Origin of the sequence: Nocardia sp. CA-084685, from assembly GCF_050955785.1 — a bacterium.
Taxonomy (GTDB): domain Bacteria; phylum Actinomycetota; class Actinomycetes; order Mycobacteriales; family Mycobacteriaceae; genus Nocardia.
In genome coordinates this window covers 2715355-2728207 of the sequence record NZ_CP192094.1, presented here as the reverse complement: position 1 = coordinate 2728207, position 12853 = coordinate 2715355, and the positions used below count along the sequence as shown (strand labels likewise).

Here is a 12853-nt window from a genome sequence, read left to right as displayed (position 1 = left end):
CAAGTCCGATATGCAGACCCACCACACCGATCCCATCTCCCGCGGCCGCACCCCAGCCAGGCAGACAACGGTCCGCAGCACCTACCGACTCCAGCTGCGCCCGGACGCGTTGACCTTCACCGAGGCCCGCGCGATCGCGGAATACTTACAGCAGCTGGGGATTTCGCATCTGTACCTGTCACCGATTCTCACCGCGACGATCGGTTCGACGCACGGTTACGACGTCACCGATCCCACCACGGTTTCGGCGGGCCTCGGCGGCCCGGCCGGACTCAAAGCGCTCGCGGACGAAGTGCGCAGCCGCGGTATGGGTTTGATCGTCGATCTGGTGCCCAACCACGTCGGTGTGGCCGATCCGCGGCAGAACCCGTGGTGGTGGGATGTGCTGCGCAACGGCCGCGAATCGCAGTTCGCGCATTTTTTCGATATCGACTGGAGCGCGGGCAATGGCGCGGGCGGTCGGCTGGCGCTGCCGGTGCTGCAGAGTGAAAACGATCCGGCCGCACTGACGGTGGACCGGTCCGGTTCGGAACCGATGCTGGCACTGCACGATCTGCGCTTTCCCATCGCGGCGGGCACCGACGGCGACAATGCGCTTCGCATCCACGATAAACAGCACTACCGGCTGGTCAGCTGGAAGGCCGGGCTGTGCACTTACCGGCGATTTTTCGCGGTCAGCAGCCTGGCCGCGGTACGCCAGGAGGATCCCGAGGTCTTCGAGATCACCCACCGCGAGCTGGCCGCGTGGTGCGAACACGATCTGATCGACGGCGTGCGAGTCGACCATCCGGACGGGTTGTCCTATCCCACCGCGTATTTGACGAAGCTGCGTCGGCTCATCGGCCCGCACCGGCTACTACTTGTGGAAAAGATCCTCGCCAACCGCGAACCGCTGGATGCGACGCTGCCGGTCGACGGCACCACCGGTTACGACGCCCTGTCCGACTACGGCGGCGTACTGATCGACCCGGACGGCGAACAGACGCTGACCGAACTGTCGCGCAAACTCGCCGGACACGGCAGCGACCGCGCCTGGATCGGCGAGACCGAACACCGCATCAAGCGCGCGGTGGCGGAGAACATTCTGGCCCCGGAGATCCGGCGCCTGGTCGCCGCGATCAAACGCGACGCGCATGCCGAAAGCTTCGACACCATGGCATTGACCAATGCCACCATCGAGGTGCTTGCCTTCATGCCGGTGTACCGAGTGGATTACACGCCGCTGGCCGGTATGACCGGCGCGGTGGTCGCCGAGGTGGAGAAACGCAATAGTGAACTGACCGTGCCGTTGAGCGTGCTGGTGGCGGCGCTGGCATCCGACGGCGAGGCGGCGGTTCGATTCAGTCAGGTCTGCGGTGCGATCACCGCCAAGGCCGTCGAGGACACCATGTTCTATCAGGCCGCTCGGCTGGTATCGCTGCAGGAGGTGGGCGGCAATCCGGCCAGATTCGGCCATTCGCTCAACGAATTCCACCTCTCCAATAGCGAACGCGCACAACGCTGGCCCGCCACCATGACCACACTGTCGACACACGACACCAAACGCGGTGAGGATGTGCGGGCCCGGATCGGCGTGCTGTCCCAGGCCGCGGAGACCTGGGCGCGTGCCGTCGAATCCTGGCAGAAAATCACCCCGGGTCCCGACGGTGCGACGACCTTGTTCCTGTTGCAGAACATGTTCGGCGTCTGGCCCGCCGACGGCCGTCCGGCCTCCTCGGTGGCCGGACTGCGCGAGCGACTGCATCTGTTCGCGGAGAAGGCGATTCGCGAGGCGGGTGTCCATACCTCATGGGAGGAGCCGGATGCCGAATTCGAGACGAAGGTGCACGGGTGGCTGGATGCGGTGATCGACGGCCCGGTGGGCTCCGAAATCGGTGATCTGGTACACGAACTCGCTCCGCACGCCTGGTCGGATTCGCTGTCACAGAAGTTGCTGCAGCTGTGCGGTCCCGGAATTCCCGATATCTATCAGGGCTGCGAGCTCTGGGAGGACACGCTCGTCGATCCGGACAACCGCCGCCCGGTGGACTTCGCGGCCCGTGCGGGACTGCTGCAATCACTGACCGGCACACCGGCTCTGGATACCACCGGCGCGGCGAAGATGTGGATTGTCGCCTATGCGCTGTGGTTGCGTCGCGAACGTCCGGACTGTTTCGTCGGCGGCACCTATCTGCCGCTGTTCGCCACGGGCGAGCAGGAGAGCAGACTGGTCGCCTACGCGCGCGGCCGGGCCGGTGAGACGCCCGAGGTGATCGTGGCCGCCACCCGGCACAGCCTCGGCTTGGCCGAAATCGGATGGGGCGATACCACTTTGGAACTGCCGCAGGGCAGTTGGACCGACCGGCTGACCGGCCACACGTTCCAGGGCCGGGCCCGATTGGAAAAGCTCTTCGCCCGGCTGCCGGTGGCGCTACTGGTGCGCTGAGGACTCCTCCGATGTGATGGCCGTGACCGTGCCGGTTTTCTCGATCAGCGTCTCGGGCACTATTCCGTCGTTGTCCTTCAGCCAGCGCGCGAGATTCGCGGGTCGGTAGTCGGTGGCGTCGTGCACGGTGGAAGCCAGGCGCACGCCGCGGTCCCCGTCGGTGTACAGCCGCCGCCAGGAGTCCCAGTAGAACCGCGGGTTGCGCGGCTGGCGAATGGTGCGCAGCACATTGAGGATTCGGTATCCGAGGCCGAGCGAGCGATGCAATTCCATATGCTTCGCGCCCGAGGCCGCGCACCGCTGGGACAGCCCCTCCAGCCGGTCGCGGTCGAAGACGAGCCCGACCGCCTCGGCCTGTTCGACCATCCAGCGCAGCGTGATATCGGAGAGTCCGCACTCCTGGTAGCCGCCGCCGATATCGCTGTGCACGCCCTCGAACCAGACCTGCTTCACCCGGTCGTAGTCTCGGGAGTACTTCACATCCGGCTCGATCGGCACCTCCCAGAGGCACGGTTCGAAATTGCGACGCCGCTCATCGAGGGCCAGTGCCTGTCGCGCGCAGTAAACATTGCGTCCGAGCTTCACATCGTGGAACCGGTGCCGCAGCGAGGTCAGTCCGGGTACGCCGAGTGCGCCAACGGTGTCGAAGACGCCGATGAAGTCGATCTTGGCCGGAGCATCCCAGCAGTTCCGCTTGCGGAAGTCGATCCACTCCTGCGGCTCCTTCGGATCCGGATTCTCCGGTGTCCGCGGCGGCGCGGGCTGATGGTGAATCCGCAAGGCGTCCGGGTACTTTCCCTCGATCATCGCATCGGGCGTCATGATCCCGATACGCCCGATCAGACCGGCCAGACTACGCGCGGTGAACGCACCGCGGCTGAAACCGAAGATGTAGATCTCATCCCCCGGTTGCCAATTCAGTGCCAGATGCCAGTACGCCGAGGACAGATTCGCCTCGAGGCCGAGTCCGAACGCACCACCCATCAGGCGGTCGGCCAGGAAGCCGCGGGCACCCGGCCCCGATACATAGCTGACCCACTGCTGAATCGGTTCCCCCGACGGTCCCGACGCCTCGTACCGGATCGTCTGCGCGATCTTGATGATATTCGATACCGTGCTGCTTGATTCGGCCTTCCAGGTGCCGTCGCAGCAGACCACCAGTCGTTTCATGGGTAAATCCTCCGCCCCGATTACCGTCGAAACCTGCGTACTCGACTACTCGAATCATCGAGGCGTCGGCGGGAAATGTTAATGAAAATGTTGTCTTTCAACGGAAAAGACAGCGCCGAACGGGATTTTCGCGCGTACCTGTCGCAGCTACAACTGCCGACCATATTCAACAGCGGAGTGCGCTCGATGGTCTCATCCCCTGTTGCCGATGATGTTGCCGCCGATTGCGAAGCGAAGTCCTCAGGCGGTGCAACCACGATGACCCGAGCCGGTGCGGATCCCATCGCAACGTCGACAAAACGGGTGTCGGTCCCTCGGGTTCGGTCGGCGGTTACGGTCAGTAGATGCTGCACGGAAGAGAAGTCGAACAAGCTCGGATCGATCGGCTTCTCGAGGCGGCTCGTGCGGGGCGCAGCGGGTCGCTCGTAGTGCGCGGTGAGCCGGGGATCGGAAAGACCGCGCTGTTGGATTATGCGGCGGCGCAGGGTATTCCGGCGGTGCGCAGTGCTGGAATCGAGTCCGAGGCGGAGTTGCCGTTCGCGGGGCTGCACCTGCTGATCAAGCCGGGGATGGCGCTGGTGGACGGGTTGCCCGCACCACAGCGGGATGCGCTGCGCGGGGCGTTCGGTCTGTCGCGGCACGATCCGGCGGATCGGATGTTGATCGGTTTGGCGGTGCTGTCACTGCTGGCCGAGGAGGCCGCCGACGGACCGCTGCTGTGTTTGATCGACGACGCGCACTGGCTGGATCGGGCGACGGCGGAAACGCTGCTGTTCGCGGCGCGGCGCCTCGATGCCGAGGGCGTGGTGATCATCTTCGCGACGCGCACCGGCGAGCAGGATTTTCCCGCACCCGGCCTGCCCGAACTCACGCTGACCGGCCTGGCACCAGAGTCGGCGGCCGCGCTGGTGGACAGTCGTGGTCCGGATCTTTCGCCCGCCGTGAGGTACCGGTTGCTCGCCGAGGCGGGTGGCAATCCGCTCGCGCTGCTGGAGTTGCCCGCGGTATTGGCGGCCGAGCGCACCGAGTCCAGCGGGCCGAATCCACTGCCGCTGACCCAGCGGCTCCAGGTGGCATTTCACGGCCAAGTGACCAGGCTGCCCGCGGCGACCCGGACATTGCTCCTGATTGCCGCCGCGGCGGGCACCAACGACCTCACCACGCTGCTGCGTGCAGCCGACGAGCTCGGGGCGCGGCTGCCGGACTTGCAAGCCGCCGCGGATGCCGGGTTGGTCGGTAGCGATGGCGTGAGCGTGAATTTCCGGCACCCCCTGCTGCGCTCGGCCGTCTACCAGGGTGCGCCGCTGACACAGCGGCTCGCCGCGCATGCCGCCCTCGCCGCGGCACTGACCGAACCCGAGAACGCCGACCTGCGCGCCTGGCATCTGGCCTCGGCGGCGACCGGGCCCGATGAGGCTACCGCCGCTGCGCTCGAGGACACCGCCGATCGGGCGCGGCGGCGCAGCGGCTATTCCGGTGCCGTGGCCGCCTACGAGCGCGCCGCGGGCTTGAGTACCGACGCCATCGCTCGTGTCCGGCGGCTGGTGGCGGCTGCCGAAACCGCCAGTGAGGCGGGACAATTGGAACGTGCGAGCCGACTAGCCGACCGCGCAGCCGGATTGAGCACCGACCGAATGCTGGCGGCCCGACTGGATCTGGTTCGCGCCACCGCGGAGTTCGGTGCTGGCAAACCACTCTCGGCGCATCAGCTGCTGCTCGCGGGAGCCGATCTGGTGCGCACCGACGATACGGCGCGTGCCGCGCGCATCCTCATGCAGGGGGTGCACACGGCCTGGTACCTCGGCGCATCGGAACTGGCGGAGATCGCCGCGCATATCAATGCTTTGGACCTACCCGATGCCGAACCGATGACACCCATCGCTCGCTACACGGTCGCGGGCATCGACGGGCGGTTCAGCATCCATTTGCGCGACGCGGCCGCCGCCGCCCGCCGCAACGGTGCGGATAGCCCACGCGATCTAGTGCAGATGTGCGGCGTCGGGCTGGTCGTCGGGCAGGACGAGCAGGCCGCGGAGCTGGCGCAGACCCTCATTGCCGAATGCCGCGACCAGGGCCGCATCGGGTTGCTGCCGACACTGCTGTTCTTCCGCGCCGAGACCGAACTGTTCCTCGGCCGACCACGCGAGGGTCGCATCGCCGCGCTCGAAGGGCTGCGGATCGCCGAGGATATCGGGCAGCAGCATTGGATCAGCCAGATGTCGAGCTACCTCGCCTATCTGGCGGCATTGGAGGGGCGCGAACAGGAATGCCGCGAGTTGGTCGACCGTGCCCTTGCCGAAGAACTCGGTGGTGCGGCCGCGCCAGGAGCACCGTGGACGCTGGCGGCGCTCGGCGTGCTCGATCTCGGGCTCGGGAAGGTGGACAGCGCACTGTCCCGGTTGGAACCGCTGACCGTGGAACCCGCCCGCCACCACGTAATCGGTCTGCGCGCGCTACCGGACCTGATCGAGGCGGCGGTGCGCATAGGCAGCCCGGAGCGAGCGGGTGACGCACTGGACCGACTTCGCGGCTGGGCCACGGCCTCGCGACAGGAGTGGGTCAGCGCGCTCGTCGAGCGCTGTCTGGCATTGACCGGCCCGGAAGCCAAGGCGCAGGCCCACTTTCAAGCCGCACTCGACCGCGGCGGACGTCCCTTCGAACACGCCAGAACCCAATTGCTTTTCGGTGAATGGCTACGCCGCAACCGTCGAAAGTCCGAGGCACGCAACCAACTCCAACCCGCCATGGAAACCTTCGACCGCCTCGACGCAACGCCATGGGCCGACCGCACCCGCACCGAACTGGCCGCCCTCGGCGTCGGCACCACAAGCCGCCCCACCACCGGTATCCTCGCCCGCCTCACCCCGCAGGAACTCCAGATCGTCCGCCTCGCCGCCCAGGGCATGTCCAACCGCGACATCGCCGCCCAACTATTCCTCAGCCCCCGCACCGTAGGCCACCACCTCTACAAGGCCTACCCCAAACTCGGCGTCCTCTCCCGCACCGAACTCCCCACCCTCCCCCTCGACCTCGCCTGAGCCTCGATCAAGATCAAGTGGCACTGGTGGCGGGGCTTCTCGGTCGATGCCGCCATAGATTCCACCTGATCTTGAAATGGGGTTGCCGTCCGTGGCCCAGGCTGACTGTTGGTTGGTGGGGGCTGCGGTGGGGTGTGTGGTTGGGCACCGACTCATCGGGTTCGGTGCCTGGGGTGGTTTGGCGGCCTGTGGTTTTGCCGGGGTGATGGTGGGGTGCGTTGGGTGCCGTACCCGGCTTACCTTCCGCAGTCAGGTGTACTGGCCTGCGGCTTCCAGCGTGTGGACTGGCTGTGGTTGCGTTTGGGCGTACTTTGTCGAGGGGAGTCGAATTGGTTTCGAACAACTATTTGGGTAAGAGCCACTCACCTCACCTCGCTCAGCTCGGCCGCCAAGCGCCACACACCTCAGCTCGACGGCAAAGTGCGCACTGTCTACGCCCGGCGGTGCGCGCCGACGTGCCCGAAGACCCAGCGGCCGGTTCCGACCCCGGCGGCGACCAGGACCGCGATCTGCAGCGACCCGATGATCAGCGCGAGGAGCAGGCAGATGACCAGAGCGAGGGCGATCGCCTCGAGTTTGTATATCGGCCACGCGCTGCCAGCGATATCGATCACCGTGCGGCGGGCCGGGAGGGGGACCACTGCCATGTTGTCAGGGTACACGGATCGGGAAGTTCGGAGCACCCAACATTTGCGGCGGGAACACAGGTGGGCTCCGCGGTGTTGCGGTTGTCATGCCATTGACAGGTGAGTACGCACCGAGCACATCCGATTGGGCCCGTGAGCAGGTGGAGCTGATCGAGAATTCCGGCGGCACCGAGGGCCTGACCTTGCAGGGCAAGCCCGTCATCGTCCTGACCACCAAGGGCGCGAAGACCGGGCTGCTGCGCAAGACCGCGCTCATGCGGGTCGAGCACGACGGGGAGTACGCGGTCGTCGCCTCACTGGGCGGCGCACCGAAGCATCCCGTCTGGTACTGGAATATCAAGGCGGAGCCGCATGTCGAGCTGCGTGACGGCACCGTGACCAAGGACTACACCGCGCGCGAGGTCTTCGGCGAGGAGAAGGCGCTGTGGTGGGCGCGGGCGGTCGAGGTCTGGCCCGATTACGCGAACTACCAGACCAAGACGACCCGTGAGATTCCGGTTTTCGTCCTGACTCCGCAGTAGCTCCGGCCGGGAAACCGTTCGTCCGAAGCCCACCCGACGCGTCCGCCCGACGCGGCGGGTGGCACCATAACTCGCGTGTCCAAGCCGCTCGAGCTTCTCGACGACCAGTCCACCTCTCGTCCCGCGCTGACCGCGGACGAGATCGACGCCGCCGCCAAGCGAATTGCCGACATTATCGAGCCCACCCCGCTGCAGCACAGTCCCCGGCTATCCGCGCTGACCGGAGCGCAGGTCTACCTCAAGCGCGAAGACCTCACCGCCGTGCGCTCCTACAAGCTGCGCGGCGCCTACAACCTGATCGTGCAGCTCAACGATTCCGAGCGGGCCGCAGGCGTGGTCGCGGCCAGCGCCGGTAATCATGCCCAGGGCGTGGCCTTCGCCTGCAATGCGATGGGGATCAAGGTCCGCATCTACGTGCCGACCACCACGCCGAAGCAGAAGCGCGACCGCATCCGGGTGCACGGTGGCGAGTTCGTCGAGCTGATCGCGATCGGGGAAACCTATGACGCCGCCGCCGCGGCCGCCGTCGAGGACGTCGAGCGCACCGGCGCGACTATGGTGCCGCCGTTCGACGATGCGCGCACCGCGGCGGGACAGGGCACCATCGCGCCCGAATTCCTGGAACAGCTCGGCGGCAGGACCCCCGATCTGGTGGTGATCCCGGTCGGCGGCGGTGGTTGTCTGGCCGGCATCGGCACCTACCTGCGCGAGCGCTCGCCGAGCACCGGCATCCTCGGTGTGGAACCGGCGGGTGCGGCCTCCATGACGGCCGCACTGGTCGCAGGCGGCCCGGTGACGCTGCCGGAGATCGATCCGTTCGTCGACGGCGCCGCGGTGCGCCGGATCGGCCAGCTGCCCTATGCGGCGGTCGCCGGATTCGGCAGCCGGGTGGTCTCGCACGGGTCGCTGCCGCTGCTGACCGCGACCGAATCACCAAGGGGCGCGGGCGCTTTCCGTATGATGCAGGTCGACGAGGGCGCGATCTGCACCACCATGCTCGAGCTGTACCAGAACGAGGGCATCATCGCCGAACCCGCGGGCGCGCTGTCGGCGACGGCTCTGGCCGAAATCGCCATCGAACCCGGTTCGACGGTGGTGTGCCTGGTCTCCGGTGGCAATAACGATGTGTCCCGCTACGGCGAGATCATCGAGCGCTCGCTGGTGCACCGCGGTCTCAAGCACTACTTCCTGGTGGATTTCCCGCAGGAGCCGGGCGCACTGCGGCGCTTCCTCAACGAGGTGCTCGGTCCCGACGACGACATCACCCTGTTCGAATACGTCAAGCGCAATAACCGGGAAACCGGCGCCGCGCTGGTCGGTATCGAACTCGGTGCGCGGGAGGGACTCGGCGCACTGCTGCAGCGGATGGAAGAGTCACCGATCCAGTGCGAGCGGTTGGAACCCGATTCCCCGGCCTACCGCTACCTCACCTGAGCGCCGCCCCGATCCGAACCGGCCGCGCAGACGCTGTCCGCGCGGCCGGTTTGTGCAGAATTCCAGCCATCCGGAACCCTCGAACGACCGCCGGAATCGCCCATAGGCAGAATCACAGTGCCGAGAGAATAGCCAGTGCCAGCCGCGAAATCCCGGCGCTGGCAAGTGCTGGCGGATCGTGGATTACGCGGCTTCAGGCGTCTCGATCACGGGAGCCATCCGGCGGGTAGCACGTAGGGCCCGTCATGACCATCGGCAACAGCCAACCGGCCGCGGCCTGGTCGAAGCTCAGCTGCTGGCGGATCGTGGATTACGCGGCTTCAGGCGTCTCGATCACCGGAGCCATCCGACGGGTAGCGCGCAGGCCCGTCATGACCATCGGCAACAGCCAACCGGCCGCGGCCTGGTCGAAGCTCAACTGCTGGCGGATCGTGGATTACGCGGCTTCAGGCGTCTCGATCACCGGAGCCATCCGACGGGTAGCGCGCAGGCCCGTCATGACCATCGGCAACAGCCAACCCGCCGCGGCCTGGTCGAAGCTCAGCTGCGCGGCCGATAGGCGGTTGTGCACGAATCCGACGGAGAGGCCGAGGCGAGGCTCGGCCCAGCCGAAGCAGCCGCCGAGGCCGATATGACCGAAGCCGCCGTATGCACCCGGCATCGGCAGGGAATGGTAACCGAGGCGCCAGAGCATAGGGGCATAGAACAGGGCGCGGTCGAGCCGGTAGCTCCGAATTCGGCTGAGTGCCTTGATGGTTTGTGGCGACAGGTACGGTACGCCGCCCGCCACACCGCCGTTGGCCAGCGCGCCGTACATGGTGGCCAGGGCGGGCGCGGTGCAGACGCCATTGCCCGCACCGAGTTCGGTATCGAGGATCCGCGGGAGTTCGCCCTCCAGTATGGTCTCCAATCCGGGCAGGAACAGGCAGCGCGCGGCCGCACCGAACGCACCGGGCAGACCGTAGCTGCGCCCCAAAACTCTTGTGCTGACCGGCTTTCCGATCAGGCTCAGCTGGGAACCAGCCAGTGGCGCATAGGCGGTCGACGATTGCGCGGACGGCCTGCCCAGGTGCAGTCCGTCGATGCCGAGCGGCTCGGCGACCTCGGTGCGGAACAGCTCCGCCAGCCCCTGTCCGGTAATCGCGCGGGCCAATCCGGCCAGTAGCCAACCGAAGGTGAGTGCGTGATAGGCCGGGGTGCCGAGCAGACGATCGGGTTTCGCGGCGGCTAGACGCTGCTCCATCAGTTGATGGTCGAGCACATCCTCTAGTCCGGCCGCGATCGGATTGAGGCCACCGAGTCCGGCACTGTGCGTCATCACCTGGCGAATGGTGATACCGCCCTTGCCGTTCTGGCCGAACTCCGGCCAATACTCGGCCATCGGCGCTTCATAGTCGAGCAGACCGCGATCGGCCAGCCGGTGGATGACCGTCGCGGTGATGCCCTTGGTGGCGGAGAAGATGATCGCGCCGGTGTCGTGGCTCCATGGCTTGTCACCCGCGCTGCCGGTCCAGATATCGACCAGCGGCTCACCGTGCAGATGTACGGCCAACGCGCCGCCCGCCCCCCGACGGCGCCCGAAGACCTTCGCGAATGCGCGTACCAATGGTGCGAATTCGGCGGCGGCGCTGCCACCCATCCCATCGGGGAGATTCGCTAGATCCCCGGGTGAAGCCACGTTGCTCATATTCCCAAGGTAATGGCGCTGGTCACACTCGGCAATATTGTGTCTCGGACAGTAACATTCAGCGGGTTTTCGGCCACCGCGGTCCGACCTGGGGTTCGACTATGCGCCCGCGAGTATCACGAACGAATGGCCGGGTATCTCCGTCGCGGAAACGCCTTCGGTCGCGGGCTCCCACGACAGCAGCGAAAGACCAACAATAGGCACGCTGACCTGGTCTTCGGCGAGATTACATAGCAAAATCAGCGAGCCGCGGCGCACGGCGATCCAGCGGGCATTCTCGTCGAAGTCGACAGATAGATGGGTGAGCCACGGGTCCGTTATTTCGGGCCGCTCGCGTCGCAAACCGATCAGCTTTCTATAACAGGACAGCAGCCGCGCGTGGCGATCCACTTCGAGTTCCGACCAATCCAGCTTGGATCGGAGGAACGTTTCGGGGTCCTGCGGGTCCGGAATCTCGTCACTGTCCCAGCCGTGTTCGGCGAATTCCTCCTTGCGGCCGGTGGCGGTGGCGGCCGCGATCACCGGATCGGTATGCGAGGTGAAGAACTGGAACGGGGTGCGCGCGCCCCACTCCTCTCCCATGAACAGCATGGGCGTGTATGCCGAGAACAGCACCAACGCGGCCTTGATCGCCAACTGTCCGTCGGTCAGGTAGGCGCTGGGACGGTCACCGATCGCCCTGTTGCCGATCTGATCATGGGTGCAGGTGTAGGCGAGCAAGGCGCTCGCCGGGATGAGTCGAGTGTCGATCGGACGGCCGTGGATACGACCACGAAAGCTGGAATACGTTCCGGCGTGGAAGAATCCGCGCGTCATTGTCTGGGCAAGACAGCGCAGCGAACCGAAATCGGCATAGTAGCCCTGACGTTCACCGGACATCGCAGTGTGCACCGCGTGGTGCAGGTCGTCGTTCCACTGGCCGGTCAGGCCGTAACCACCCGCCGCGGGCGCAGTGATGAGCCGCGGATCGTTGAGGTCACTCTCCGCGATCAATGTCAGCGGCCTACGCACATGTGCGGCGAGGGATTCGGTGTCGGTGGCCAATTCGGCGAGCAGATGGGTGGCGGTGCGATCGACGAGTGCGTGCACCGCATCGAGGCGCAGTGCGTCGATATGGAAATCGCGCAGCCAGCGCAGGGCGTTCTCGATGATGAAGCGGCGCACCGGATCCGAGGCGGGGCCGTCGAGATTGAGACTCTGCCCCCAGGTATTGCGCCCCTCGGTCAGGTAGGGCGCGAAGCGCGGCAGGTAGTTGCCGGAAGGGCCGAGATGGTTGTAGACGACATCGAGGGCGACCGCCAAACCCTTTGCGTGGCAGGCATTCACGAAGCGCTGCAAACCATCGGGTCCGCCGTAGGGCTCGTGCACCGCATACCAGAGCACACCGTCGTAACCCCAATTGTGACTGCCGTCGAAGGCATTGACCGGCATCAACTCGACCATGGTTACGCCGAGTTCGACGAGGTGGTCCAGGCGCTCGACGGCGGCGTCGAAGGTGCCCTCGGGGGTGAAGGTGCCCAGATGCAGTTCGTAGATGATCGCACCCGCCAGCGGGCGACCGGTCCAGTGCGCATCGGTCCATCCGGCCGGATCGAGGGCGTGCACCGCCGAGCGGCCGTGCACGCCGTCGGGCTGGCGCGCCGAGCGCGGGTCGGGCAGGACGGTCGGGTCGTCGTCCAGCAGGAAGCCGTAGCGCGTGCCAGGCACGGCGAGCACTTCGGCCCGCCACCAACCGTCGCCGGACCTGGTCATCGGATGTACGGCGCCATCGACCTCGATACGCATCTGTTCCGGTCGCGGGGCCCACACCTCGAACAAGGTCACCGAGCCAGCATCGCATGTCGCCGGTCATGCGGCCTGTCGGCATCGGAAGGCGCCCTTTAAGGCCAGCTGGCCATTGCCTGTGGCGAGCGGACCCTGACAGAGTGATG

Annotated in this window: 8 protein-coding genes; 4 read left to right on the top strand and 4 right to left on the bottom strand. The window is 66.3% G+C overall.

Going from position 1 to position 12853, the window contains the following annotated elements:
* Positions 1-10 precede the first annotated feature (10 nt).
* Positions 11-2425, top strand: coding sequence for a malto-oligosyltrehalose synthase (gene treY, locus ACQP2U_RS12270; RefSeq protein ID WP_433716442.1), 2415 nt, complete (start codon positions 11-13; stop codon positions 2423-2425).
* Here treY and ACQP2U_RS12265 read toward each other — a convergent pair.
* Entirely contained in the window at positions 2411-3595 is a 1185-nt protein-coding gene (locus ACQP2U_RS12265; protein ID WP_433714766.1) for a DUF2235 domain-containing protein, read from the bottom strand. The two genes, treY and ACQP2U_RS12265, sit on opposite strands and share 15 nt — an antisense overlap.
* A 344-nt stretch (positions 3596-3939) precedes the next feature.
* Here ACQP2U_RS12265 and ACQP2U_RS12260 point away from each other — a divergent pair, with 344 nt between their 5' ends.
* Positions 3940-6633 (top strand): helix-turn-helix transcriptional regulator, encoded by a 2694-nt coding sequence (locus ACQP2U_RS12260; protein WP_433714765.1) that lies wholly within the window; start codon positions 3940-3942, stop codon positions 6631-6633.
* A 431-nt stretch (positions 6634-7064) separates the two neighbouring features.
* On the opposite strand, the gene ACQP2U_RS12255 is transcribed toward ACQP2U_RS12260, so the two are convergent.
* Positions 7065-7280: a hypothetical protein gene (locus ACQP2U_RS12255; protein WP_433714764.1), complete on the bottom strand. Its 216-nt coding sequence runs from the start codon at positions 7278-7280 to the stop codon at positions 7065-7067.
* A gap of 86 nt (positions 7281-7366) precedes the next feature.
* Between ACQP2U_RS12255 and ACQP2U_RS12250 the strand changes: the two genes are divergently transcribed.
* Positions 7367-7801, top strand: coding sequence for a nitroreductase family deazaflavin-dependent oxidoreductase (locus ACQP2U_RS12250; protein ID WP_433714763.1), 435 nt, complete (start codon positions 7367-7369; stop codon positions 7799-7801).
* A gap of 75 nt (positions 7802-7876) precedes the next feature.
* Positions 7877-9235, top strand: coding sequence for a threonine ammonia-lyase IlvA (gene ilvA, locus ACQP2U_RS12245; protein WP_433714762.1), 1359 nt, complete (start codon positions 7877-7879; stop codon positions 9233-9235).
* 436 nt (positions 9236-9671) lie between these two features.
* On the opposite strand, the gene ACQP2U_RS12240 is transcribed toward ilvA, so the two are convergent.
* Positions 9672-10922, bottom strand: coding sequence for a serine hydrolase domain-containing protein (locus ACQP2U_RS12240; protein ID WP_433714761.1), 1251 nt, complete (start codon positions 10920-10922; stop codon positions 9672-9674).
* 99 nt (positions 10923-11021) lie between these two features.
* Entirely contained in the window at positions 11022-12746 is a 1725-nt protein-coding gene (treZ, locus tag ACQP2U_RS12235) for a malto-oligosyltrehalose trehalohydrolase (protein WP_433714760.1), read from the bottom strand.
* Between the last annotated feature and the right edge of the window lie 107 nt (positions 12747-12853).

Bases quoted from the DNA above. Each gene is read 5' to 3' on its own strand.
- ACQP2U_RS12260 (WP_433714765.1), top strand. From the start codon at position 3,940: ATGCTGCACGGAAGAGAAGTCGAACAAGCTCGGATCGATCGGCTTCTC.
- ACQP2U_RS12240 (WP_433714761.1), bottom strand. From the start codon at position 10,922: ATGAGCAACGTGGCTTCACCCGGGGATCTAGCGAATCTCCCCGATGGG.
- treY (WP_433716442.1), top strand. From the start codon at position 11: ATGCAGACCCACCACACCGATCCCATCTCCCGCGGCCGCACCCCAGCC.
- ACQP2U_RS12250 (WP_433714763.1), top strand. From the start codon at position 7,367: ATGCCATTGACAGGTGAGTACGCACCGAGCACATCCGATTGGGCCCGT.
- ACQP2U_RS12255 (WP_433714764.1), bottom strand. From the start codon at position 7,280: ATGGCAGTGGTCCCCCTCCCGGCCCGCCGCACGGTGATCGATATCGCT.
- ACQP2U_RS12265 (WP_433714766.1), bottom strand. From the start codon at position 3,595: ATGAAACGACTGGTGGTCTGCTGCGACGGCACCTGGAAGGCCGAATCA.